Genomic DNA, 22,780 nt, shown 5'->3' with positions numbered 1-22,780 from the left:
TTTATTTTATATTTTTACCCCTTAAAACAACACCCTCATAATTATGAAAAAAATTCTTTTACCTCTTTTAACTTTAATGGTAAGCTTTAGTCTTAAAGCTCAGGAGTTAGAAACTATTTTATTAGCAAAAGAAGATGCTTCTAAACTTACACAAGCATATATTAACCCCACAATGAAAGGTTTAATATACAGCTCTAATAGCGGTTGGTATCATACAGCTAAAGTTCATAAAAAATTTGGTTTTGATATTACTATAGGGGCTAGTGGTTCATTTGCCCCTTCTAAAGATGACATCTTTGATTTAACAAAATTAGGTTTATCAAATAAAACAACTTACTCAAACAATACATCTCCTTCTATTTCAGCAGAAGAAAGTATCCCTGCAACTACCGTAACATTTAACAGCACTGTTGCTGGTCAAAATGTTTCTGCTAATTTTACAATGCCAGGAGGAGAATCTTTTGATATAACACCTTCTCCAATGGTTCAAGTTGGATTAGGACTTCCTTTTAAATTAGAAGCTATGTTACGTTTTGTACCTAAGGTTGGTTCAGACGATGTAAAAGCTGGTTTATTTGGTATTGGTCTTAAAAAAGAAATTACAGATTGGTTTGGACCTATGGATAAAACACCTTTACATATATCTTTATTAGCTGCTTATACCAATATGAGTGTTGACTATACAATAGGTACAGCAACAGGGCAAGTATCAACAAATAATGGTTTAACTGAGTTTAAGCTTAACTCCTACACTATTCAAGCAATTGCTTCTTTGAACTTACCTATCATAAATTTTTATGGAGGAGTAGGTTACAATGGAGGTAACACAAAATTAAACGTATTAGGTGATTACACACTAACATACCAAACAAATACAACACCTTCTATTCCTGTTCAAGAAACTGTCAAAGACCCACTATCTCTTTCAAACAATACAGGTGGTTTTAATGCTACACTAGGTACCCGACTAAGCCTAGGCTTCTTTAAAATTTTTGGAAGCTACACTTTACAAGAGCAAAACACTTTAAATGCAGGTATTGCTTTTAGCTTTAGATAAGACTCACTTTATAAAATGCATAATAAAAAATCCTATTTATCTAAATAGGGTTTTTTTAATGTTTATATTCGCACCTAATTTTTATTTTAATAAAATTTTAACCTCTCAATTTTTAAGCGTTATGAAAACAAAAATTATTTCATTCTTTTTATTATTAACTACTATATTAAGCTATAGTCAAGAAGAAGAAAAAGAAAAATCAGGAAACGGAAAAGATTTATTCAGTAAAGTTTATACACATTATTCTGAAAAAAGAATTTCTTACATCACTTTAAAAGACGGTACTGAAATTATAGGCCACAAAAGAGATGTAGACAGAAAAAAAGGCCAAATTTACTACATCAAAATAAAGAATAAGGAAACTGGTAAAAAATTAAAATTCGATTCAGACCAAATAAAAGAAATGTATTTATACCCTAGTGGAATTCAAAAAGCTTTTAAAACATTAAACCATGTTTATGATGCTAGACAATGGGAACGCTCTGACCTTAACAATGATGTATTAAGACAAGGATATATATATTTTCAAAACAATAAAGTTTCTCTTAAAAATCGAAAAAAAAGTAAAGAATATTTAATGCAATTGGTAAACCCTGCTTTCGCTAAGTATATTGAAGTATATGGTGATCCAAGGGCAAAATCAACCACAAGGCTTGGAATTGGTCCTATAAGTGTCGCTGGTGGATTAGCTAAATCTTATTATGTTAAAAAAAATGATGAAATTTTTTGGTTACAAAAAAAGAATTTAAAAGACAATTATGATAACCTATTCGGTGACTGTGAAGAGTTTAAAAAGAAATACCCAAAAAAGAAGTTAAAATGGAGATACTTTAGTGAATACATTTCAGAATACACTAAAATGAAATCAAAAGCATAAAAACATTTATTCAAAAACCCGTTGAAATATCAACGGGTTTTTCTTTTATATCCATAGCCAAATCGCTATTTTTGTGCATCTTGTGCGGATTCCGCACTTATAAACATAATTAATTACAAAAAAACATATATAAAATGAAAGTAACGGTTGTAGGAGCAGGTGCTGTAGGTGCAAGTTGTGCTGAGTACATTGCTATTAAAAATTTCGCTTCTGAAGTTGTTTTAGTTGATATTAAAGAAGGTTTTGCTGAAGGTAAAGCAATGGACTTAATGCAAACTGCTTCTTTAAATGGTTTCGATACTAAAATTACAGGAACTACAGGAGATTATAGTAAAACTGCTGGATCAGACATTTGTGTAATTACTTCAGGAATCGCTCGTAAACCAGGAATGTCTCGTGATGAATTATTAGGAATCAATGCTGGTATCGTAAAATCAGTAGCTGCTAGTTTAGTTGAACAATCTCCTAATACAATTATCATCGTAGTATCTAACCCAATGGATACAATGACGTATTTAGTACACAAAGCAACTGGATTACCTAAAAACAGAATTATTGGTATGGGTGGTGCTTTAGACTCTGCTCGTTTTAAGTACCGTTTAGCAGAAGCTTTAGAAGCTCCAATTTCTGATGTTGACGGAATGGTTATTGGTGGTCACTCTGACAAAGGAATGGTACCTTTAACTCGTTTAGCTACTCGTAACTCTGTTCCTGTATCTGAATTCTTATCTGAAGAAAGATTAGAACAAGTAAAACAAGACACAAAAGTGGGTGGTGCTACCTTAACAGGTTTATTAGGCACTTCTGCTTGGTATGCTCCAGGTGCTGCTGTATCTGGTTTAGTACAAGCAATTGCTTGTGACCAAAAGAAAATATACCCTTGTTCTGCTTTATTAGAAGGAGAATATGGTTTATCTGACTTATGCATCGGAGTTCCTGTTGTGTTAGGAAGAAACGGAATTGAAAAAATCGTTGAAATCAACTTAAGCGAAGAAGAAAAAGCTGCTTTAACTTCTTCAGCTGAAGCTGTTAAAAACAACAATACTGCTTTAACTTTCTAAGAAGTTAGCACTGTATAATATAAAAATCCTGAGTAGTCTTATTACTCAGGATTTTTTTATAAACTTTTGTTAAAATTCCGATAACTGTGTAAGATTTTGCCAATATAAACGTCTTTATAGTAGAGAAGCATTAGTAGTGTTTCTTTTCATAGTTTTTCATAGCAATTTTCCCACTTCATCCTTGAAGTGGGTTTGTTTTTTATACTATTAAACTGCTTGTTGTACTACTTCAAACAATTCTCCACCTTCACATTTAATTACTTTTTGTTTAAACTTTACAATCAACTGATAATCGTGTGTAGCCATTAAAATTGTCTTTCCACTTTGGTGAATTTCATTTAACAATTCCATTACCTCTAGTGAAGTTTTTGGATCCAAGTTCCCAGTTGGCTCATCTGCTAAAATTAATTCAGGATCATTTAATAACGCTCTGGCAATTGCTACACGTTGTTGCTCACCTCCTGATAACTCAAAAGTTTTTTTATAGTACTTCTCCTTCATTCCAACCTTATCTAAAACCTCATGAATTTTATCTTTCATTTCATTTTTGTCTTTCCAACCAGTAGCCTTTAATACAAACTCTAAATTCTCAAAAACATTTCTATCATTTAATAATTTAAAATCCTGAAAAACAATTCCAAGCTTCCTTCTTAAAAAAGGAATATCCTTCTCCTTCATTTGCTTCAAGTCAAAATCAACTATACTACCCAAACCACGTTGCAAACGTAAATCTCCATACAAGGTTTTTAACAAACTACTTTTCCCACTCCCTGTTTTACCAATTAAATAATAAAAGTCCCCTTTATTCAAGGTAAAATTTACTTTTGACAACACTAAATTGTCTTGTTGATAAATATCTGCATTTTCAAGGTGTAAAACAGGATTTTCCATGGAGTATAGTTTTTTACAAATCTAAAATTTTATAACGTAATTCTGTAACATTTCTTACTTTTGATAAAAAGTCTCCCAACAAAAATAAAAAACTAACGTTATAGTTTCTAGATAACTAAAAAATATGAGATTTAACTGTTTCAAAAAAAGCTGCTACTTATTTCTTTTTTTAACCATTACAACAGCGGTAATAGCGCAAGAGTCGGCTGTAAATACTGATGCAAATGCCGATTTTCATAAAGCAATACGTTTATACAATAATAAAGCATACGCTGCTTCTCAAGAAGTTTTCCGTAGAGTTTCTCTAAACTCTGAAAAACATCATAACTTAAAAGCTGATGCTGATTATTACGATGCTATGTGTGCCATTAAACTGCAACAAGACGATGCTGATTATAGAGTTAATCAATTTGTAGAAAATTACCCATACAATAATAAAAAAGAGAAAGCATTTTTAAATGTTGGTAATTATTACTTTGCTAATAGAAAAGCTGCCCATGCCCTAAAATGGTATCAAAAAGTAAACGAAAAACTATTGAGTCCAGAAGAAAAAAATGAACTCAATTATAAAATGGGATATGCACTTTTAGTTTCTAATTATCTAAGAGATGCCAAATCTCGTTTTCAAACCTTGTTAGGAAATCCCATTTATGGTAACGATGCTCGTTATTACTACGGTTATATTGCCTACAAACAAGAAAACTTTGGAGAAGCAGAAGACAATTTAAGTCAACTAGCAAACGATGCTACCTACCAAGCTAAAGCAAACTATTACATTTTAGATATTAGTTTTAAAGCTGGGCGATTCGATAAATCAATTCAAATTGGAGAGCAATTATTAAAAACTACAAAGGACAAAAAAGAGATTTCTGAAATTTCTAAAATTGTAGGGGAAAGTTATTTCAACCTTAAAAAATATGAAAAAGCTATTCCATACTTAAAAGCCTATAAAGGTAAAAATGGTCGTTGGACAAACACCGATTACTATTATTTAGGTTATGCTTATTATCAACAAAAAGATTACGAAACTGCTGTTAGTAATTTCAATAAAATTATTGGAGGAAATAATAAAGTAGCACAAAATGCTTACTACCATTTAGGAGAATGTTATTTAGAACTAGATAAAAAAACGGAAGCATTAAACGCATTTAAAAATGCTAGCGAAATGGATTTTGATGCTCTAATTACACAAAGTTCTTCTTTAAATTACGCTAAATTAAGTTATGAAGAAGGAAACCCATATGAAAGTGTTCCAGATGTTTTAAAAGGTTTTTTAGCTAAATACCCTACATCTCCTAACGCTGCTGAAATTAGCAATTTGTTAGTTACTTCATACTTACACCAGAGAGATTACCAAGGTGCTCTAGACTTTTTAAATACTTCAGAAACTCCAGAAAGTAAAAGTATTATAAATGAAGTTTCTTTATACAGAGGTATTCAGTTATACAATGAAAACAAGATAACCAAAGCAAAACCATACTTTATAAATGCAACACAATCAGAAAACATGACTGTGAGTAATAAAGGGGCATATTGGTTAGCTGAAACTGAATATTCTTTAGGGAATTATCAAGACGCTCTTAAACACTTCTTATCCGTTACTGATAAAGATATTAAAGAGGCTAAAATGTTAAATTACCAAATTGGATACACAAACTTCAAACTAAAAAGCTACCCTAATGCTGCAAAATATTTTCAGCAATTTTTAGAACAGAATCTTGATGATAACGATTTGAATGATGATGCTTCAAATCGTTTAGGAGACTCTTTTTACGCCTCAAAAAGTTATACAAACGCTATTAAAGCATACAATAAAGTAATTCAAGAAGGAGGTGTAGGATCAGATTATGCACAATATCAAACAGCTATGAGTAATGGTTTCTTAGGTAAAAACGATGTAAAAGTTCAAAACCTTCAAACCCTAATTAGTGATTATGATGGTTCTCAGTTAAAAGATGACGCTTTATTCCAATTAGCAACAACTTACACAACTATGAACAATGCTTCAAAAGCTCAAAAAACTTATGAAAATCTACTAACCAATCACCCAAAAAGCAACTACGTTCCAAACGTACTGTTACGTCAAGGGTTATTATACTATAGCAACAACAATAATAGAAAAGCCATTGAAAAGTACAAAGAAGTCGTTGCGAAACACCCAAATTCAAACGAAGCAAAACAAGCAGTAAGTAATGTTAAAAACGTATATATTGATATAGGTAAAGTTGATGAATATGCTGCTTGGGTTAAAAATGTAAGTTTTGCCAATGTTACCAATGCTGAACTAGATAATGCCACTTATCAATCTGCTGAAAACAAATTCTTAGAAAACAACAACAATAAAGCTATTGAAGGCTTTAATAAATATTTACAGCAATTCCCTAACGGAATTAATGCTTTAAAAGCTCATTTTTACTTAGCACAAGCCTATAACAACTCTAAGCTATTCGATAAAGCTATTCCTCATTATACTTATGTAAACAAGCAAACTAAAAGTGAGTTTACAGAAGAATCTTTAACCAAGTTAGCTAATATCTATTTACAAAAAGAAGATTGGAACAACGGTATTTTAGTACTTCAACAATTGGAAAAAGAAGCTAACTATCCGCAAAACATCATTTTTGCTCAAAGTAATTTAATGAAAGGATATTACAAAAAAGAAGATTATACAAATGCTATTGCCTATGCTGAAAAAGTATTAGTTAAAGGAAAGGTAGACACAAACATTGCTGAAGATGCTAAAATCATTTTAGCTCGCTCTTCGTTTAAAAACAATGACTTTTTAACTGCTGAAGAATATTTTAACGAAGCTAGTAAAAAAGCTACTGGTGAACTGAAAGCTGAATGTTTATACTACAATGCTTTCTTTTTACATGAGAATAAAGAATATGAAGCTTCTACCAAAGCTGTACAAGATTTAATTGCCAATTATTCATCATACAAATACTGGGGAGTAAAAAGCTATATAATTATGGCAAAAAATTATTATGCCTTAAAAGATGCGTATCAAGCAACATATATCTTGGAAAATATCATCAAAAACTTTACACAGTATAAAGATGTAATTGAAGAAGCAAAAAATGAGCTTCGTACCATTAAAAATAAAGAAGCAAAAACAAACGAATCAGTAACTACCCAAAACTAAAATTTGTTAATAACAAACGAAAGTTAAATGACTAGATCGATGAAAAAGCACTTAAGTTTACTTGTTTTATTTGTAATAGCATATACAAATGCACAAGAAAAAAATGTTACCAATAAAGCTAAAGACACTATTATAAAAACAGAAGTTGTAAATGTTGTAACTTCATATGTTCCAAAAATTACTGATGCCTTTAAAATAAAACAAAAACCAGTAATTGAACACACAAAAGAAACTCAGAAAAAAGCTTTAGAATACCAAATATTTTCAGTTCCTGTTGCTTCTACCTTTATTCCTAAAAGCGGAACAATGAAAAAGGTAGACTTGGGTAAAAGAGAAAAGCTATACCCTAACTACGTATCGGTTGGATTTGGAAACGTCCTTTCTCCTTTTTTAGAAGCCTATGTAAGACGTAGCGAAAGCTACAATAGCGAATTGGGGGCTCATTTAAAATTCTTATTATCATCTGACCCCGTAGCAAATACTGAATTAAGTAGTACTTTTTATAATATTGACTTAAACTTAAACTACACTCAACAAGAACGTTATTTTCAATGGTCAGCAGGTTTAGATGCTGAAAAAGACAAATACAACTGGTACGGTTTACCTACAAATATTACGTTTACAGAAGCTACTTTAAGTGCTATTGAAGAAGCACAAAGTTATAATCACATAAAAATATTTGGTCAAATAAAACCTGATGATTCTTTTTTAGAAGAAGCTAATGGATCAATCGCTTTTTTCTCTGACTCATTTGAAACTGCTGAATTTTTAGTTGATGGTAATGCACAATTTCGTTTTCCTTTAGATAATTTTCATCGCCAATTAAACGATTTGTATGTAAACACAACAGTTAACTACTTAGGAGGCTCTTATGCCTATGCATATGACGCAATTACTCCTATAGATTATAACTTCATTACACTAGGAGTACATCCAACTTACAAATTCAATGTACAAGATTTAGCTATTCAATTAGGAGCAAAAAGCTATTTTTCAATGGATACAGAGAATAGCGAAAACAACTTTTTTATCTATCCTGATGTAGAGATTTCATATCCTATCATTAAAGAATTAGCAAATGTATTTGTTGGAGCATCTGGTGATTTAACCACAAACATGTATCAATCTTTTACAGATGACAACCCATACTTATCTCCTACTCTTGACATGAGACAAACTAATAAAAAGTTTGATGCTTTTGGAGGGATTAGAGGTAAACTAAACCATCAATTTAGTTATAATGCAAAGGTAAGTTATGCTGATATTGAAAATAATCCATTTTTTGTATTGAATCAATCAAAATCAGATGGTTCTAATATTGCTGGAACTAACGGATTTACATTCTACGGATATGAATATGGAAACTCTTTTAAAGTTGTGTATGACGATATTAAACTGATGACCTTCTTTGGTGAAGTTGCCTTTGATGGTATTAAAAACCTTACTATTGGAGCTAATGCTCAGTTCAATAAATTTACCTTAACCAATGAAACAGAAGCTTGGAATACCCCTGAAATAAAAGGTGAAATCTTCGGAACTTATAAAACCAACAAATGGTTTGCAGGCGCTAACTTATACTTTGTTGGAAGCCGTAAAGGAAGAGCCTATGATGTTTTACCTGCCGATACTTTTACTTCTACAGATTTGAAAAGTTATTTTGATGTGAATTTTAATGGTGGATATCATTTTGACGATTCGTTCTCTGTTTTCTTAAACTTAAATAATGTTCTAAACAACAGCTACCAACGATTCAATAACTTTAACGTACAAGGATTTCAGGCAATGGGAGGTTTAACTTGGAAGTTTGATACGTTATTCTAAGAATTAAAATATAAAACTTACATTTAGGGTGTTAAAAACTAATACCCTAAATGAAAAAACTAACCTTTTTATTATTTACAAGTATTGCTTTTGTTACTTGTAAAACAGAACAAAAACAGGCTACAACTACTTCGAAAAACTATACTGAAGTAAACTACCAACAAGATTCTACACAAATAAAAAAACTATTTAGCACAGCACTTACCGAAGGTAAATCATACGAATGGTTACGCGATTTAACACAAAACATTGGAAGTCGTTTATCAGGATCAGAAGGAGCAGCTAAGTCTGTTATCTGGGGAGAAAAGCTAATGAAAGAAGTTGGTTTAGACTCTGTTTGGTTACAACCTGTAATGGTACCACATTGGGTTCGTGGAGAAAAAGAAGTAGCCAACTACAAATTTAAAGGAGAGGAAATTAATGTTCCTATCTGTGCTTTAGGAGGCTCTATTGCAACCCCAAATGAAGGAGTTACTGCAGAGATTATTGAAGTAAAAAACATAGAGGAAGCTAAAAAACTAGGAGATAAAGCCAACGGAAAAATTGTGTTTTTTAACGGTGCTTTTGACAATACACTCATCAATACCTTCCAAGCTTATGGTGGTTGTGTAGGACAACGTTATGGGGGAGCCGCTATAGTTGGTAAATTTGGTGCTAAAGCAGTTATCGTACGATCTATGACTAACGGAATCGATGATTATCCGCACACAGGTTCTATGGGCTATGGGGATATTCCTGAAGAAGAATATATTCCTGCTGCTGCTATTAGTTCTCGTGCTGCTGAAAATCTGAGCAAGCATTTAAAAGAAAAACCAACTTTACAATTTCACTTTAAACAAAGTTGTAAAAACTTACCTGATGCCCCTTCACATAATGTCGTAGGAGAAATTAAAGGAAGTGAATATCCTAATAAAATTATGGTCATAGGTGGACATTTAGATTCATGGGATTTAGGTGACGGTGCTCATGATGACGGAACAGGGATTGTACAATCTTTAGAAGTAGCATATCTATTAAAAAAGAATAATATTCAACCAAAAAATACAATCCGTATTGTATTTTTCATGAATGAAGAAAATGGTTTACGTGGTGCAACTGAATATGCTCGTTTAGCCAAGGAAAATAACGAATTTCATATTGGAGCTTTAGAATCTGATGCAGGTGGACACACACCTAGAGGTTTTTCTATTGATGCTAATGAAAGAAACTTACAGCTTGTACAAAGTTGGAAAAAATTATTAGCTCCTTACGGTTTACACGATATTACTGCTGGAGGCGGAGGTGCAGACATCGGGCCTTTAAAAGACGACCATGTTACCTTGGTAGGCTATCGTCCAGACTCACAACGCTATTTCGACTATCATCATGCTGCTACTGATACATTTGATAAGGTAAATAAACGCGAATTAGAATTAGGTAGTGCATCTATGACCAGTATTGTGTATTTAATGGATAAATACTTATACAATGAAGAAGCTTTAAAGCCTTAAAAAAGTATAAGATGAGTGGTAGATTAAACAAAGAGTACTTTGAAACTAAAAGAAAGTACAAAGAGGATTATAGAAAAAAGAAATTTACTTTAAAAAAGCCATCTTTAATTTAATTATCACCTTTGTTATAATTGTCTTATATAATCTTTTTAATAACTATTTATCTAAGAAGACTGAACAGAATAAAAAAGAAAACTCTTCATACTTATATATTAATCCAGTAATAAACTCAGTTAATGAATACATTAATATTAGTTCTTAGAATTATATTCGGAATATTTTTTGCTTTTGCAGGAATTATGCACTTTATAAAGCCTAAAATTTTCAATCGATTTATACCTAATTTCCTACCCAAATTAGTTGTAAATTATATAGCTGGCTTATTAGAGTTAGCTATTGGTATTGGATTATTAATTAATCAAACTACAAAACAGGCAGCTCTAGCAATGTTTATACTAATGTTGATTTTTTTACCAATCCACATTTGGGATGTTTTCAGAGACAAACCTGCAATTGGATCTAAGAAAATAGCCATTATTAGAGTACCTCTCCAATTTTTATTATTATACATTGCTTATTTAATTTACACATACTAATGAAAAAAACACTGCTCCCTCTACTTGCTTTCAGTTTATTATTCTCTTGCAAACCGCAAGAAAAAGTAGATACTATTGTTATTAATGCTCAAGCTTATACCGTAAACTCTAATTTTGATACAACAGAAAGTTTTGCTGTAAAAAACGGAAAATTTGTGGCTCTAGGAACCAACAAAGAAATACAAGAAAAATACACAGCAACGAATCTTATCGATGCAAAAAACAAACCTGTCTACCCTGGATTTATCGATGCACATTGTCATTTTTACGGATTAGGATTACAACAACAAAAAGCCGATTTAGTTGGAACAGAAAGTTATGACGAAGTACTTCAACGTTTAGTTGATTTTCAAAAAGAAAAGAACACTACTTACATAACTGGGCGTGGTTGGGATCAAAACGATTGGGAAGTAAAAGAATTCCCTACCAAAGAAAAACTAGACAGCATATTTCCTAATATACCTGTAGCTATTCGTAGAATTGATGGCCACGCAATGTTAGTAAACCAAGCTGCAATTAATTTAGCAGGAATTACTACTGAATCAAAAATTGATGGTGGTGAATTTATAAAAAAAGATGGAAAATTAACTGGAGTGCTTATTGATAATGCAATGAACTTTATCAATAATCCGAAACCATCGAAAAGAGAGCAGATTCAAGCGTTAAAAGATGCTGAAAAAATCTGTTTTGATTTAGGATTAACCACAGTTGACGATGCAGGGTTAAACAAAGAGGTTATTGAACTAATCGATAGCTTACAACAATCTGGCGATTTAAAAATGCGTGTATATGCGATGATTTCTAATAATCAAAAAAATCTTGATTATTATCTTAATAAAGGAATCATTAAAACAGATAGATTAAATATTCGCTCTGTAAAAGTATATGCTGATGGCGCATTAGGTTCACGAGGAGCTGCTCTTAAAGACGAATATTCTGATAAAAAAGGGCATTTTGGTGCTTTGGTTAATTCGTATGAAAATCTACAAAAATTAGCGAAAAGAATTGCTGCCTCTGAGTATCAAATGAACACACACGCTATTGGCGACTCTGCAAATTATATAATGCTAAAAACTTATAATGAAGTATTGAAAAACAAAAATGATAGACGTTGGCGTATTGAGCACGCTCAAATAGTAGATACAAAAGACTTTAATCTATTTAAAAATGTGCTTCCATCTATTCAACCAACGCATGCTACTTCAGATATGTATTGGGCAGAAGACCGTGTAGGATCAGATAGAATTAAAGGAGCTTATGCTTATAATGACTTATTAAAAGAATACGGAAAAGTTGCCTTAGGAACTGACTTTCCTATTGAACACGTAAGTCCATTATATACATTTTATGCAGCAACCATCAGAAAAGATTTAAAAGGATATCCTGGAAAAGGCTATCAAATGGAAAATTCTTTATCTAGAGAAAATGCTTTAAAAGGAATGACCATTTGGAACGCTTATGCAAACTTTGAAGAACAAGAAAAAGGAAGTATCGAAGTTGGTAAGGTAGCTGATTTTATCATCTTAGATAAAGATATCATGACGATTGATGGAAAAGAAATTCCAAATACAAAGGTTTTAGCAACCTATATAAACGGAGAAAAAGTAAATTAAAAATGCATCTTTTTCTATTCGTTGTAGTCTGATTTATAAAATCAACAAATAATGACACAACTACAGCGAAAACAACAATTTTACAAACAATTAACTTTAGCTAAAAAGGCACTTAAAAGTAAACACTTTCAGGTGTCTTTTTATCATTTAGAGAATGCTCACATTTTAGGACAAAAACATGTTTACAGGCACACTTTATCTCATTACTGGATGTTAGTTTACGGAATAAAAACATATAGTCTTAAAGAAATTGTTGGCCAATTTTTCAGAATTATAGCTTCAATTTTATTTACTTTAGTTTGGGTACCTATAGGAAATACAGGCGGTTCTAACATATCTGCAATTAAACCTATTCCTATTAGAAAAGAACTTCAAAAATATTTTTGACAATAAATGCATCTTTTTACACTTTTTTTTGTCTGTTATATGAAAACAAAAAACAGATAATATCATGAAAAATAAAAATCAATGTACTTGTACTTGCGAAGGATGTAAAACAGGTGACTGCTCAAATTGCACATGTGAAAACTGCACATGTAACAACTGTAACTGTTAATTAAATCAACTTTTAAAATTCTTGTCACTCTGAATACAATGAAAACAAAATATTCTTTTTATTCAGCGTGGCATTTTTCGTAAATTTATACTATGACAACGCAACAAGTTTGGAAAAAATACGCAGATGATGTAAAGCACTTTATTTTAAGTAAAGTGAAAGACATTACTGTGACTGATGATTTGCTACAAGAAACATTTATTAAAGTTCATACGAAACTTCATACCCTAAAGGATATTACTAAATTAAAACCGTGGATTTTTACAATTGCTCGTAATACTATGATGGATTACTTCAAAAGCACTAATCAAACAGTTGAATTAAACAATTTTGAAACTCAAATAGATGAAAAAGAGCACGAACATACCGAAAAAGATTGCTTGCGCGGTATCTTACAAAGCTTACCCAAAAAATATAGAGATCCACTGTTTTTATCAGACATAAAAGGCTTAAAACAACAAGAAGTCGCTAATACTTTAAAACAAAATTTACCTACTACAAAATCTCAAATTCAACGTGCTCGTAAATTGATTGCACAAGGTTTTATGGATTGCTGTGGATTTTCACTTAACGAAGAAGGAAAGTTAGTAGGTGAAATTCAAGACAAAGAAGATTGTAAAGTTTGTAAGTAAGTTATATATTCAACTTTTCTTCTAACTTATTTTTTAATTATGATTTCGTTCTTTATCAACTTTTATCGCTTTTGCAAACTTGTTTTTATAGGTATTAAAAAAGATACTGAATTTAGATATTTATTCTTTTTCCTTTCTATTCTACTAACGAGTTCTACCATATTTTATAACAAAATTGAACATTGGGAAGTTGTAGACTCCTTATACTTTTCTGTAATGACGATGGCAACCGTAGGTTATGGAGATTTTGTCCCTACTCATAATATTAGTAAAATATTTACAATAATATATACCTTTTTGTCTATCGGAACATTTGTTGCTTTTACTGCTAAAATTGTTCAGTTTACTCTACAAAAAGACAATCAAAAAACACCTTTAGGTAAGCTAACTTCAAAGTTTAAAAATAAGAATCAGTAGTTTTTTAAAACTTTCGTAACTTTGTGTAAATTCAACACTAAATGAAGATATCACAAAATATAAAAGTTGCTGTAGATGCTGTTGTTTTTGGCTATCAACAAAAAGAACTCTCTGTTTTATTAATAAAAAGAGGCATTGAACCTTTTAAAGGAGCTTGGGCATTACCTGGTGGATTAGTTTTAGAAAACGAATCACTAGAACATGCTGTTGAAAGAGAACTATTGGAAGAAACTGGAGTAACTATTGATTATCTTGAACAGCTGTATACTTTTGGAACTCCAAAAAGAGACCCAAGAAATAGAGTTATTTCTGTTACTTATTTTGGATTAGTGAGCCCCAATCATTTTAAAATCAGTGCGAATACAGACGCTGCTGAAGTGCAATGGTTCCCTATTCATGAATTGCCCAAATTAGCGTTTGACCACAATCTTATTTTAACCACAGCTTTACAAAGACTTCAAAACAAAATAAACTACCAACCTATTGGTTTTGAACTACTAAAAAAAGAATTCCCTTTTTCTGATTTAGAAAACCTTTATCAAACTATTCTTGATCAGAAAATTGACCGACGTAATTTCAGAAAGAAAATTATGAGCTTCGGAATACTTACTGAAACAGACAAAATACACCAACCATCTAGTGGTAGACCTGCGAAACTTTTTAAGTTTAATGCTAAAAAATACAAAGAACTAGAAAAGAAAGGATTCCACTTCGAAATTAAGTTTGCGTAAAAAAAACACTAAAACATTTTTTATTTTAAAAAACTGAATTATATTTGTGTAAAAATTACGCAATATGATTTTAAACTTAGATAAAAACTTTACTCCTTACGGAACAGAAAACAATATAGACTATAATTTCTTTACTTTTTCAGGAGGGGAACCGCATATTAAAATCATTTCTAAACTAGAAAAGGTAGCAGAAGTAACGATTACACATCGCATTCAATCTTTTAATGACATGGGTACGTTATTATTGGCTACCAATGCGCTCAAAAATATGGGAATAAAAAAACTACATGTTGTACTTCCTTATTTTCCTGCTGCACGTCAAGATAGATTAATGGTATCAGGTGAACCTTTATCGGTAAAAGTATATGCAGATATTATAAATGCACAAAACTTTGAGTCGGTAATTGTTTTAGACCCCCATTCTGAAGTAACTCCTGCCCTATTGAATAACTGTAAAGTTATCGATAACCACAAGTTCATAGAGCATATTACAAAACAATTATCAGACAACTTACTTCTAATTTCACCAGACGGAGGCGCTTTAAAAAAGATTTATAAAGTTGCTGCTTATCTTCAAAATTATGAAGTAGTAGAGTGTTCAAAAAGTCGAAATGTTAAGACTGGTCAACTAACAGGTTTCAAAGTATATGCTGATGACCTACAAGGAAAAGATTGTTTAATTGTGGATGATATTTGTGATGGAGGGGGTACTTTTTTAGGGCTAGCTAAAGAACTAAAAGCTAAGAATGCAGGAAACTTATACTTAGCGATAAGTCACGGAATATTTAGTAAAGGTTTTGATGAACTTGAAAAACACTTCACCAAAATTTTTACAACAGATAGTTTTAAAACTATAGAAAACGATAATTGTATACAGATTAAACTGGGAAAATTGCTATAAAAACCAAAAAAATTGATATGAAAATTAAAATTATAAAAGGTGATATTACCAAAATAGAAACTGATGCAATAGTTAATGCTGCTAATTCAAGTTTATTGGGTGGAAGTGGTGTTGATGGTGCTATACATAGAGCTGGTGGTTCAGCTATTTTAGAAGAATGCCAACAAATAAGAAACAAGCAAGGCAAATGTAAAACAGGAGAAGCTGTAATTACAACCGCTGGAAACCTTCCTGCTAAAAAAGTTATATATACAATAGGTCCCGTGTATCAAAAGGGAGAAAATAAAGAAAAAGAATTACTAGCAAATTGCTACAAGAACAGCATGTTACTTGCTAAGAAAAATCATTTACAATCTATCGCTTTTCCTAACATTAGTACAGGAATTTATCGTTTTCCTAAACAAATAGCAGCTGAAATTGCTATTAAAACAGTTAAAAGTAATCCTATTTTAGAGGAGGTAAATTTTGTTTGTTTTGATAACGAAAACTATACGATATATAAAAAATTATTAAATAATGAATAATATCAACTATATAAAAGGAGACGCAACCCTACCAAAACAAGAAGGTAATAAAATTATTGCTCATGTTTGTAATGATATTGGTGGCTGGGGAAAAGGTTTTGTTATGGCCATTTCAAAAAGATGGAAAACTCCAGAAAAAGCGTATCGTAACTGGTATAAAACTAAAGAAAATTTTAATTTAGGAGAAGTTCAATTTATACAAGTTGAAGACGATCTATGGATTACAAATCTTATAGGGCAACACAAAATTAGAAAAGATGAAAATGGTAATCCTCCAATTCGTTATGAAGCTATTCAACAAGGATTACAAAAAGTATATAATAAGGCTAAAGAGTTAAATGCATCCGTTCATATGCCAAGAATTGGCTGTGGATTAGCTGGCGGAACATGGGATAAAATAGAACCATTAATAACAAAAGAACTGATAAAAAAATCCATTTCCACCACAGTATATGATTTTGACTAAAAATCTAAATTATGAATGAGAAAAATACAAAAAGAATAAGTAAGTTTTTAAGCCTTATACTAAGGCATCAACCTGAAAAAATTGGTTTAAAATTAGATAGCAGCGGATGGGCTTCAATAGAAGAACTTTTGAACAAATCAAGTAACAACGGAGTTACTTTTACAAAAGAAGAATTGGGGTTTATCGTAAAAAACAACGACAAACAACGATTTTCATTAAATGAAAATCAAACAAAAATAAGAGCAAATCAAGGACACTCTTTAAAAAATGTAACAATAGTAACTGAAATAAAGACTCCTCCTCCATATTTATATCACGGAACAGTAGCTAAGTTTATTCCTTCAATAAAAGAAAACGGATTACAAAAAATGAGTAGGCAACATGTTCATTTGAGTTCTGACTCAGAAACTGCTAAAAAAGTAGGTAGCAGAAGAGGTAAACCTATAATTTTGACTGTTCAATCTGGTGATATGCATAAAAAAGGATATGAGTTCTTTTTATCTGATAATGGAGTTTGGCTAACTAATCTTGTTCCTACTGAGTTCATTGATTTTGAAGATTTATAATAGATATGAGAACATTAGTCATTGGTGATATTCATGGAGGCTTAAAAGCCTTACCCCAAGTTTTAAAAAAAACCAAAATCACTATAGAAGATACCTTAATTTTTCTTGGTGATTATGTAGATGGTTGGAGTGAGTCTGCACAAGTCATTGATTTTTTAATAGAGTTAAACAAAAAGCATAAATGTATTTTCATTAAAGGAAATCATGATTTGTGGTGTGAAGATTGGTTGAGAACTGGTGAAGGTGAAACCATTTGGCTAGTACATGGTGGAGAAGAAACCAAAAAGAGTTATGAATCTTATTCAGAAGAACAAAAACATGAACATCTAGCATTTTTTCAACAAATGAAACCTTACCATATCGATAGTAAAAATCGTTTGTTTATTCATGCTGGTTTTACCTCTATGCATGGAGTTGAAAAAGAAACTTTCAAATTAAATTATCATTTTGATAGAACCTTATGGGAAACTGCTTTAGCTACTGATAAAGATTTGCCTAAAGAATCAGAGTTATACCCTGAGAGGTTCACACACTATTCAGAAATATACATTGGTCACACACCAACTATACGCTATAATTCATCAACACCTATAAACGCTTTAAACCTATGGAATATTGATACTGGCGCTGCATTTACAGGATATTTAACAATTATGGATATTGACAGTAAAAAGTTTTGGCAAAGTGATCAAGTAAAAACTTTGTATTCAAACGAAAAAGGAAGGAATTAAAATAAAAATTAAGAAAAATTTTTGCTTATAATTTAATTTGCGTAAATTTGACGCAAATAAAATAACAAACTATGAATCCATTATTATATACAGACGGTTATAAAGTAGACCACAGAAGACAATACCCTAACAATACCACGTTAGTATATTCAAACTGGACCCCAAGAAAAAGTAGAATTCAAGGAGTTGAAAAAGTAGTTTTTTTCGGACTACAATACTTCATTAAAAAATATATAATTGAAGATTTTCAAACCAACTTTTTTAACAAACCAAAAGAAGAAATTTGCAAACAATACAGTAGAAGAATTAATAACTATTTAGGTGAAAACTCTGTAGGTATTGAACACATTGCTGCTTTACATGATTTAGGATACATTCCAATGGTTTTTAAAGCATTACCAGAGGGTGTTGAAGTTCCTATCAGAGTACCAATGTTTACTATGTATAATACATTACCAGAATTCTTTTGGTTAACCAATTACTTTGAAACTTTATTATCTACCACTGTTTGGTTACCATGTAATTCAGCAACCATTGCAAAACAGTACAGAAAAATATTAGACAAATACGCACAAGAAACCTCATCTGTTCCTGAAATGGTAGATTGGCAAGGGCACGACTTTTCTATGAGAGGAATGGCTGGTTTAGAAGCTGCTGAAATGAGTGCTGCTGGTCACCTATTAAGTTTTACTGGAACAGATACTATACCAGCCGTAGACTTTTTAGAAAAGTATTACAATGCAGATTCTGACAACGAATTAATTGGAGGTTCCGTTGCGGCAACTGAACACTCTGTAATGTGTATGGGAACTAACAGTGGTGAGGAAGAAACTTTTAAAAGATTAATTACTGAAGTATATCCAAACGGTATTGTTTCAATAGTTTCTGATACTTGGGATTTATGGAAGGTTCTTACCGAATATTTACCGAATCTAAAAGAAGAAGTATTGGCTAGAGATGGGAAAGTAGTAATTAGACCAGATAGCGGGGATCCAGTGGATATTATTTGTGGAAATCCTAACGGTAAAACTGAAGCAGCACAAAAAGGAGTTATACAACTACTTTGGGAAGTTTTTGGAGGAACAACCAATACAAAAGGATATAAAGAACTTGATAGCCATATCGGAGCTATTTATGGCGATAGTATTACCCTTGAAAGAGCAACACAAATTTGTGAACGCTTAAAACAAAAAGGATTTGCTTCTACTAATGTAGTGCTAGGAATTGGTTCTTTCACTTATCAATACAACACCAGAGATACTTTTGGATTTGCTATGAAAGCTACCTACGGAGAAGTAGATGGAGAGGGAAGAGAAATTTTTAAAGATCCAATTACCGATGACGGAACTAAAAAATCTGCCAAAGGATTATTAAAAATAACTTTAGAAGATGGAGAATACAAACTCAACGATCAGGTAAGCTGGGATGAAGAACAAAAAGGCGAGTTACGAGAAGTTTTTAAAGACGGAAAATTGTTAGTTGATGAAAAACTAAGTGAAATAAGACTTCGTACAAAAAACAGTGTGTTAGAGCTTACAGAGTAGTATTAAAAAGCAGGAGTTAAACTCCTGCTTTTTTTATTAGAACGCCCACTAAAAACACTATATATCAACACATTAAAAACCATTCAATTTGCTTAACTCTTGATTTTTTCATATCTTAAATGCAACTAAAAAAGAAACTTATGACAGATCAAGAACAGAAAAGATTAGATACAATGAATTCCGTTTTAGTTAAGATGGAAGACATTAAAAACACGCAAAAAAGTTTAATTGAAAAAATTGGTATGGTTGAAGTTCAACTATTCGATATTCAGTCAAAAGATTTAGACAAAGAACTCGAAAATGTAATGGTAAGAGCTTCTGACACCTTAAAGATTATAAAACAAGCTACCGAAGCTTTTGAAATGAAACGAAATCGTTTAGAAAACGAAGCATAAAAAAAATCCGCTTAATAGCGGATTTTTTATTTTATCGTCTCTTCTTTTTAAAACCTTTATTCTTTCTTCTAGAAGGTTTTGATGGTTTATACGTTACAGTATCATCAAATGTATTTTTAGTTTTTCCTGCTTTATTTTTTCTCCAAGAAGTGTCTTCTGGAAGTAATTTTTTCAATAAATCAGTACGACCAACTTTGTTCAATGTATCTTTAATCCACTTTTTGTTTTCCTTTTTATACCAAAAGAAAAATTTATGTTGATCTTCCTTCTCCTTTTTAGTTTTCGGAGTTTTTACTTCTTTTAAAGTATAAGGATGGTATCCACTGTAATAAATTACCGTAGCAACCGTCATCGGTGTTGGTGTAAACCCTTGTACTTGCTCTAACTGGAAGCCCATATCTTTGGTCTCAGCAGCTAAATTTGCCATATCTTCCGCCTCACAAGCAGGATGACTAGATATAAAGTAAGGTATTAACTGAAGTTTTAATTTCTTTTTAATATTAATACGATCGAACCTATCTTTAAATAAGTGAAAATACTTAAACGAAGGCTTACGCATTAACTTTAATACTGGATCAGATGTATGCTCAGGAGCAACTTTAAGTCTACCTGAAACGTGTTTAGTCATTACCTCTTCAGTATATGCATCTAACTCTTTTGGATCAGCATTTTTATTGAATTCAGGCACTAACATATCGTGTCGAATTCCACTACCAATAAATGATTTTTTCACCTTCGGATGTGCATCAACAGCTTGATATAACTCAGTTAATGGTTTATGTGAGGTATCTAAATTACTACAAATTACGGGTGAAATACAAGACGGAGCAACACATTTGTCACAAATCGATTGTACTTTACCTTTCATTTTGTACATATTCGCCGATGGTCCTCCAATATCAGATAAGTACCCTTTAAAGTCATCCATTTGGGCAACTTGATCCACTTCCTTTAAAACAGACTCTTGACTTCTACTCGCAATAAATTTTCCTTGGTGCGCTGAAATAGTACAAAAACTACACCCTCCAAAACATCCACGGTGAATATTAATAGAAAACTTAATCATTTCAAACGCGGGTATTGGTCCACGTTTATTATACTTTGGATGTGGTAATCGTGTAAAAGGTAAATCGAATGAAGCATCAATTTCTTCCTCTGTCATTGTTGGAAACGGCGGATTAATCATCAGCTTTTTATTCCCTACCTTTTGAAAAATACGACGTGCATATAATTTGTTCGACTCCTGCTCTATCACTTTAAAGTTAGAAGCATAAGCTTTCTTATCTTTCAAACAAACTTCATGCGAACTAATTTCTACATCGTCCCAGTTCTTATTTTTCGGAGTTTTCTCATCTTCTTCTAATAAAACAGCAGTCTGCTTAATAGTTTTTAAACTCGAAAATGGCACTCCTTTTTGCAACAACTCCACAATTTCTCTTAGTGGCTGCTCACCCATTCCATATACCAACATATCGGCTTTAGAAGTTTCTAAAATCGTTGGTAATAATTTATCAGACCAGTAATCGTAATGTGTAACACGACGTAGCGAAGCTTCTATTCCTCCAATTAACACAGGAACTTCTGGAAACTTTTCTTTTAAAATTTTAGAATATACTGAAGTTGCATAATCAGGTCTGAACCCTTTATCTCCATTAGGAGTGTAGGCATCTTTATCACGACGACGTTTACTAGCCGTGTAATTACTTACCATCGGATCCATACAACCACCTGTTACTGCAAAGAATAACCTTGGAGTTCCTAACTTCTCAAAATCTTGCAAATTGTCATGTACACTTGGTTGCGGAACAATTGCCACACGCAAGCCATAACTCTCTAAAATACGCCCAATTACTGCAGGACCAAATGATGGATGATCTACGTATGCATCTCCACTGAATAGGATTACATCTAATTCATCCCATCCTCTTAACTTCACCTCCTTTTTTGTAGTCGGTAACCAATCTGAAAGTCGTCTTATTCTCATGCCGCTGCAAAGGTACGGGGTTTTATTTACACTACAATACAGTAAAAAACTGAAAACTACATTATAAACACAACTAACAAGAAAAATAAACTCATAATTTTTAACTAGATTTATTCCCTAATTAATTTAAATAAAAACCCAAAATGAAAAAAAACATTACTTTTCTATTACTATTATTTTTATCACTTCAAGCCTTTTCTCAAATACAAACTGAAAAAATTATCCCTCCTGCTAAAGGAAAGTCTGTAATTTACTTTCTAAGAACGACTGGTTTAGGAGCTTTAATGAACATTAGGTATTTTGATAAAGAAGATTATCTAGGAAGATTTAATGGTGTTAACTATTTACGTTATGAATGTGATCCAGGAGAAAAAGTATTTTGGATTAAAGCTGAAAACATTGATGTGTTAGAAGCTAATTTAGAAGCTGACAAAGTTTATTTAGTTGAAACTAATGCTGTAATGGGAGCTTTTTCTGCAGGTGCGAAATTTAAACTAGTTGATTTCAACAAAAAGAATCAAGTTAAAAGAATTAATAAGCTTTTAGAAAAAAAAGAACCTAAAACTTTTACTCAAGAAACTCTAAATGAACAATTACAGAAAATGAAAGATGTTGTAAACAAGGGGTTAAAAAAAGTAAGAAAAAAAATAGAGCGTAAAAAAACGACTAAGTTATCACCTAATATGAATTATGAAGTATAAACTACTCACACCATTTAGTTTAACTTCCCTTTAACAATTAATTAAGATAATACCGAAAGTAGTTTTACTAATTTCCGCCCT

At 31.6% G+C, this 22,780-nt stretch carries 22 protein-coding genes; 20 read left to right on the top strand and 2 right to left on the bottom strand.

Annotation, left to right across the window (positions count from 1 at the left end):
- Nucleotides 1-43 precede the first annotated feature (43 nt).
- From VCM48_RS13615 to mdh, 3 genes are all read left to right on the top strand, one after another.
- Nucleotides 44-1,057, top strand: coding sequence for a DUF6588 family protein (locus tag VCM48_RS13615; protein WP_482270862.1), 1,014 nt, complete (start codon nt 44-46; stop codon nt 1,055-1,057).
- 121 nt (nt 1,058-1,178) lie between these two features.
- Nucleotides 1,179-1,934, top strand: coding sequence for a hypothetical protein (locus tag VCM48_RS13610; RefSeq protein ID WP_274639251.1), 756 nt, complete (start codon nt 1,179-1,181; stop codon nt 1,932-1,934).
- A 134-nt stretch (nt 1,935-2,068) separates the two neighbouring features.
- Entirely contained in the window at nt 2,069-2,995 is a 927-nt protein-coding gene (gene mdh / locus VCM48_RS13605) for a malate dehydrogenase (RefSeq protein ID WP_274639250.1), read from the top strand.
- A 207-nt stretch (nt 2,996-3,202) separates the two neighbouring features.
- On the opposite strand, the gene VCM48_RS13600 is transcribed toward mdh, so the two are convergent.
- Entirely contained in the window at nt 3,203-3,886 is a 684-nt protein-coding gene (locus VCM48_RS13600; RefSeq protein WP_274639249.1) for a cell division ATP-binding protein FtsE, read from the bottom strand.
- 124 nt (nt 3,887-4,010) lie between these two features.
- Between VCM48_RS13600 and VCM48_RS13595 the strand changes: the two genes are divergently transcribed.
- From VCM48_RS13595 to VCM48_RS13520, 16 genes are all read left to right on the top strand, one after another.
- A complete protein-coding gene (locus tag VCM48_RS13595) occupies nt 4,011-7,031 on the top strand; it encodes a tetratricopeptide repeat protein (protein ID WP_482270861.1) in 3,021 nt (1,006 codons plus the stop codon).
- A gap of 39 nt (nt 7,032-7,070) precedes the next feature.
- Complete coding sequence (locus VCM48_RS13590) at nt 7,071-8,852, top strand: TonB-dependent receptor (protein ID WP_482270860.1); 1,782 nt, start codon at nt 7,071-7,073, stop codon at nt 8,850-8,852.
- A gap of 50 nt (nt 8,853-8,902) precedes the next feature.
- A complete protein-coding gene (locus VCM48_RS13585) occupies nt 8,903-10,342 on the top strand; it encodes a M20/M25/M40 family metallo-hydrolase (protein WP_482270859.1) in 1,440 nt (479 codons plus the stop codon).
- Nucleotides 10,343-10,578: 236 nt separating this feature from the next.
- Nucleotides 10,579-10,938 (top strand): DoxX family protein, encoded by a 360-nt coding sequence (locus tag VCM48_RS13580; protein ID WP_482270858.1) that lies wholly within the window; start codon nt 10,579-10,581, stop codon nt 10,936-10,938.
- Nucleotides 10,938-12,551, top strand: a complete 1,614-nt coding sequence (locus tag VCM48_RS13575) for an amidohydrolase (protein ID WP_482270857.1) — start codon at nt 10,938-10,940, stop codon at nt 12,549-12,551. Before VCM48_RS13580 ends, VCM48_RS13575 begins: the two co-directional genes overlap by 1 nt.
- A 51-nt stretch (nt 12,552-12,602) precedes the next feature.
- Nucleotides 12,603-12,938, top strand: a complete 336-nt coding sequence (locus tag VCM48_RS13570; RefSeq protein ID WP_482270856.1) for a DUF3703 domain-containing protein — start codon at nt 12,603-12,605, stop codon at nt 12,936-12,938.
- A gap of 261 nt (nt 12,939-13,199) precedes the next feature.
- Nucleotides 13,200-13,739 (top strand): sigma-70 family RNA polymerase sigma factor, encoded by a 540-nt coding sequence (locus VCM48_RS13565; RefSeq protein WP_482270855.1) that lies wholly within the window; start codon nt 13,200-13,202, stop codon nt 13,737-13,739.
- A gap of 39 nt (nt 13,740-13,778) precedes the next feature.
- A complete protein-coding gene (locus tag VCM48_RS13560) occupies nt 13,779-14,156 on the top strand; it encodes a potassium channel family protein (protein ID WP_124589225.1) in 378 nt (125 codons plus the stop codon).
- Between the two features lie 41 nt (nt 14,157-14,197).
- Entirely contained in the window at nt 14,198-14,887 is a 690-nt protein-coding gene (locus VCM48_RS13555; RefSeq protein WP_415269209.1) for an NUDIX domain-containing protein, read from the top strand.
- 64 nt (nt 14,888-14,951) lie between these two features.
- Nucleotides 14,952-15,788 (top strand): ribose-phosphate diphosphokinase, encoded by an 837-nt coding sequence (gene prs, locus VCM48_RS13550; protein ID WP_482270854.1) that lies wholly within the window; start codon nt 14,952-14,954, stop codon nt 15,786-15,788.
- Between the two features lie 17 nt (nt 15,789-15,805).
- Nucleotides 15,806-16,312 carry an O-acetyl-ADP-ribose deacetylase gene (locus VCM48_RS13545; protein ID WP_482270853.1) on the top strand — a complete coding sequence of 169 codons (507 nt, stop codon included), beginning with the start codon at nt 15,806-15,808 and terminating at the stop codon, nt 16,310-16,312.
- Complete coding sequence (locus VCM48_RS13540; protein WP_482270852.1) at nt 16,305-16,778, top strand: macro domain-containing protein; 474 nt, start codon at nt 16,305-16,307, stop codon at nt 16,776-16,778. The genes VCM48_RS13545 and VCM48_RS13540 overlap by 8 nt, the downstream gene beginning before the upstream one ends.
- Nucleotides 16,779-16,789: 11 nt before the next feature.
- A complete protein-coding gene (locus VCM48_RS13535; protein WP_482270851.1) occupies nt 16,790-17,344 on the top strand; it encodes an RNA 2'-phosphotransferase in 555 nt (184 codons plus the stop codon).
- A 5-nt stretch (nt 17,345-17,349) separates the two neighbouring features.
- Complete coding sequence (locus VCM48_RS13530; protein ID WP_482270850.1) at nt 17,350-18,075, top strand: metallophosphoesterase; 726 nt, start codon at nt 17,350-17,352, stop codon at nt 18,073-18,075.
- 71 nt (nt 18,076-18,146) lie between these two features.
- Nucleotides 18,147-19,619, top strand: a complete 1,473-nt coding sequence (locus VCM48_RS13525) for a nicotinate phosphoribosyltransferase (protein WP_482270849.1) — start codon at nt 18,147-18,149, stop codon at nt 19,617-19,619.
- Nucleotides 19,620-19,759: 140 nt separating this feature from the next.
- Nucleotides 19,760-20,014 carry a hypothetical protein gene (locus tag VCM48_RS13520; RefSeq protein WP_274639234.1) on the top strand — a complete coding sequence of 85 codons (255 nt, stop codon included), beginning with the start codon at nt 19,760-19,762 and terminating at the stop codon, nt 20,012-20,014.
- A gap of 31 nt (nt 20,015-20,045) precedes the next feature.
- Here VCM48_RS13520 and VCM48_RS13515 read toward each other — a convergent pair whose 3' ends face one another.
- Nucleotides 20,046-21,998: a YgiQ family radical SAM protein gene (locus VCM48_RS13515; RefSeq protein ID WP_482270848.1), complete on the bottom strand. Its 1,953-nt coding sequence runs from the start codon at nt 21,996-21,998 to the stop codon at nt 20,046-20,048.
- Nucleotides 21,999-22,141: 143 nt separating this feature from the next.
- Here VCM48_RS13515 and VCM48_RS13510 point away from each other — a divergent pair, with 143 nt between their 5' ends.
- Entirely contained in the window at nt 22,142-22,699 is a 558-nt protein-coding gene (locus VCM48_RS13510; protein ID WP_482270847.1) for a hypothetical protein, read from the top strand.
- Nucleotides 22,700-22,780: the final 81 nt, after the last annotated feature.

It is taken from the genome of Tenacibaculum sp. DPLXC6, assembly GCF_056815515.1.
This window is presented reverse-complemented; position numbering and strand designations above follow the sequence as displayed.

What these genes read in the sequence shown, in the direction of transcription:
- VCM48_RS13615 (WP_482270862.1), top strand. Translation starts at nt 44, where the DNA reads ATGAAAAAAATTCTTTTACCTCTTTTAACTTTAATGGTAAGCTTTAGT.
- VCM48_RS13610 (WP_274639251.1), top strand. Translation starts at nt 1,179, where the DNA reads ATGAAAACAAAAATTATTTCATTCTTTTTATTATTAACTACTATATTA.
- mdh (WP_274639250.1), top strand. Translation starts at nt 2,069, where the DNA reads ATGAAAGTAACGGTTGTAGGAGCAGGTGCTGTAGGTGCAAGTTGTGCT.
- VCM48_RS13600 (WP_274639249.1), bottom strand. Translation starts at nt 3,886, where the DNA reads ATGGAAAATCCTGTTTTACACCTTGAAAATGCAGATATTTATCAACAA.
- VCM48_RS13595 (WP_482270861.1), top strand. Translation starts at nt 4,011, where the DNA reads ATGAGATTTAACTGTTTCAAAAAAAGCTGCTACTTATTTCTTTTTTTA.
- VCM48_RS13590 (WP_482270860.1), top strand. Translation starts at nt 7,071, where the DNA reads ATGAAAAAGCACTTAAGTTTACTTGTTTTATTTGTAATAGCATATACA.
- VCM48_RS13585 (WP_482270859.1), top strand. Translation starts at nt 8,903, where the DNA reads ATGAAAAAACTAACCTTTTTATTATTTACAAGTATTGCTTTTGTTACT.
- VCM48_RS13580 (WP_482270858.1), top strand. Translation starts at nt 10,579, where the DNA reads ATGAATACATTAATATTAGTTCTTAGAATTATATTCGGAATATTTTTT.
- VCM48_RS13575 (WP_482270857.1), top strand. Translation starts at nt 10,938, where the DNA reads ATGAAAAAAACACTGCTCCCTCTACTTGCTTTCAGTTTATTATTCTCT.
- VCM48_RS13570 (WP_482270856.1), top strand. Translation starts at nt 12,603, where the DNA reads ATGACACAACTACAGCGAAAACAACAATTTTACAAACAATTAACTTTA.
- VCM48_RS13565 (WP_482270855.1), top strand. Translation starts at nt 13,200, where the DNA reads ATGACAACGCAACAAGTTTGGAAAAAATACGCAGATGATGTAAAGCAC.
- VCM48_RS13560 (WP_124589225.1), top strand. Translation starts at nt 13,779, where the DNA reads ATGATTTCGTTCTTTATCAACTTTTATCGCTTTTGCAAACTTGTTTTT.
- VCM48_RS13555 (WP_415269209.1), top strand. Translation starts at nt 14,198, where the DNA reads ATGAAGATATCACAAAATATAAAAGTTGCTGTAGATGCTGTTGTTTTT.
- prs (WP_482270854.1), top strand. Translation starts at nt 14,952, where the DNA reads ATGATTTTAAACTTAGATAAAAACTTTACTCCTTACGGAACAGAAAAC.
- VCM48_RS13545 (WP_482270853.1), top strand. Translation starts at nt 15,806, where the DNA reads ATGAAAATTAAAATTATAAAAGGTGATATTACCAAAATAGAAACTGAT.
- VCM48_RS13540 (WP_482270852.1), top strand. Translation starts at nt 16,305, where the DNA reads ATGAATAATATCAACTATATAAAAGGAGACGCAACCCTACCAAAACAA.
- VCM48_RS13535 (WP_482270851.1), top strand. Translation starts at nt 16,790, where the DNA reads ATGAATGAGAAAAATACAAAAAGAATAAGTAAGTTTTTAAGCCTTATA.
- VCM48_RS13530 (WP_482270850.1), top strand. Translation starts at nt 17,350, where the DNA reads ATGAGAACATTAGTCATTGGTGATATTCATGGAGGCTTAAAAGCCTTA.
- VCM48_RS13525 (WP_482270849.1), top strand. Translation starts at nt 18,147, where the DNA reads ATGAATCCATTATTATATACAGACGGTTATAAAGTAGACCACAGAAGA.
- VCM48_RS13520 (WP_274639234.1), top strand. Translation starts at nt 19,760, where the DNA reads ATGACAGATCAAGAACAGAAAAGATTAGATACAATGAATTCCGTTTTA.
- VCM48_RS13515 (WP_482270848.1), bottom strand. Translation starts at nt 21,998, where the DNA reads ATGAGAATAAGACGACTTTCAGATTGGTTACCGACTACAAAAAAGGAG.
- VCM48_RS13510 (WP_482270847.1), top strand. Translation starts at nt 22,142, where the DNA reads ATGAAAAAAAACATTACTTTTCTATTACTATTATTTTTATCACTTCAA.